Source organism: Paracoccus endophyticus (genome assembly GCF_003286075.1).
Classification (GTDB): Bacteria; Pseudomonadota; Alphaproteobacteria; order Rhodobacterales; family Rhodobacteraceae; genus Paracoccus; species Paracoccus endophyticus.
The window spans coordinates 1-2,106 of sequence record NZ_QLUV01000040.1; the positions used below are offsets into that span (position 1 = coordinate 1).

Annotated in this window: 1 protein-coding gene; it reads right to left on the bottom strand. The window is 68.1% G+C overall.

The features are described from left to right. Nucleotides 1–62 precede the first annotated feature (62 nt). Entirely contained in the window at nt 63–2,018 is a 1,956-nt protein-coding gene (acs, locus tag DPQ23_RS15125; protein ID WP_112875584.1) for an acetate--CoA ligase, read from the bottom strand. Between the last annotated feature and the right edge of the window lie 88 nt (nt 2,019–2,106).

The following is a 2,106-nucleotide window of genomic DNA, read 5'->3' on the forward strand; positions in this document are numbered from 1 at the left end:
CCCCCCTGGCCGGTCGTTTTTGCCGCCCAGGTTTTTGTCTGTCGCGGTCCGCGGGCGCGCGCTCAGGCGCGGTTCATGCGGTTCGTGATCAGCTCGTCGACGACGCCCGGCTCGGCCAGGGTCGAGGTGTCGCCCAGGCTGCCATAGTCGTTTTCCGCGATCTTGCGCAGGATACGGCGCATGATCTTGCCCGAGCGCGTCTTGGGCAGGCCGGGCGCCCACTGGATCAGGTCGGGCTTGGCGATCGGGCCGATCTCGGTGCGCACCCAGGCCTCCAGCTCCTTGCGCAGGCTGTCCGAGGGCTCGACGTCGTTCATCACCGTGACATAGGCATAGATCCCCTGCCCCTTGAGATCGTGGGGATAGCCCACCACCGCCGCCTCGGCGACCTTGGGGTGCGCCACCAGCGCGCTCTCGACCTCGGCCGTGCCCATCCGGTGGCCCGACACGTTGATCACGTCGTCCACCCGCCCGGTGATCCAGTAATACCCGTCCTCGTCGCGCCGGCAGCCGTCGCCGGTGAAGTAATAGCCCGGGTACTGCTGGAAATACGCCTCCTCGAAACGCTGGTGGTCGCCCCACAGCGTCCGCATCTGCCCCGGCCAGCTGTCGGCGATGGCCAGCACGCCCTCGACCCCGTTGCCCTCCTGCACGGCGCCGGTCGCGGCATCCAGCACCGCGGGCTTGACCCCGAAGAAGGGCAGCGTGGCCGCGCCGGGCTTGGTCTCGATCGCATAGGGCAGGCTGGTGATCATGTGCCCGCCCGTCTCGGTCTGCCAGAACGTGTCCACGATCGGGCATTTCCCCTTGCCCACGTGCCGGTCGTACCAGACCCAGGCCTCGGGGTTGATCGGCTCGCCCACCGAGCCCAGCACCCGCAAGGACGACAGGTCGTGGCGCTCGACCCACTCGGGGCCCTGGCCCATCAGGCTGCGGATCGCCGTGGGCGCGGTGTAGAACTGCGTCACCTTGTGCTTTTCGCACACCGCCCAGAACCGGCCCGCGTCGGGATAGGTCGGCACGCCCTCGAACATCACCGTCGTCGCGCCGTTGGCCAGCGGGCCATAGACGATGTAGCTGTGCCCCGTCACCCAGCCCACGTCGGCCGTGCACCAGAACACGTCGCCGTCCTGATAGTCGAAGGTGTACTGATGTGTCATCGCCGCATACATCAGATAGCCGCCGGTGGAATGCACCACCCCCTTGGGCTTGCCCGTGGACCCCGAGGTGTACAGGATGAACAGCGGGTCCTCCGCCCCCATCGGCCGCGGCGGGCAGTCGGGGCTGGCGTGCTCCATCAGGTACTTGACGTCCACGTCGCGGCCCTGCACCCAGGTCGTCTGGTCGCCGGTGTGCTTGACCACCAGGCAGCGCACCCGGTCCGAGCAGTGCAGCAGCGCCGCGTCGGTGTTGGACTTCAGCGCCGTGCGCCGCCCGCCGCGCGGCGCGGTGTCGGCGGTGATGACCAGCTTGGCCCCGCAGTCGTTGATGCGGTTGGCCAGCGCATCGGGCGAGAACCCGGCGAACACGATGGAATGGATCGCCCCGATGCGCGCGCAGGCCAGCATCGCATAGGCCGCCTCGGGGATCATCGGCAGGTAGATCACCACCCGGTCGCCGCGCATCACCCCCTGGCTCAGCAGCACGTTGGCCATGCGGTTCACCTTGTCGGACAGTTCCGCATAGGTGATGTGCAACGCAGGCTCGCCGGGATCGTCCGGCTCGAAGATGATCGCCGTCTGCTGCGCCCGCCCGGGCAGGTGGCGGTCCACGCAGTTGACGCAGGCGTTCAGCACCCCGTCCTCGAACCACTTGATCGACACCTGCCCCAGCGTGAAGTCGGTGTTCTTGACCCGGGTATAAGGCGTGATCCAGTCCAGCCGCTTCCCCTCGCGGCCCCAGAACCCGTCCGGGTCGGCGATCGAGTCCGCATACATCCGGACATACGCCTCGGGCGTGACATGGGCAGCGGCGAACCCCGCAGGAATCGGATGCCTGGCGGCAGCTTCAACGGACATGGAACCTCCCTTTCTTCGGCGCATCCCCCGCAAGCCCTCCACGCCCGCAAGGAAGCCGCTACAGCGACCCGCCCGAACAGACGCTAGC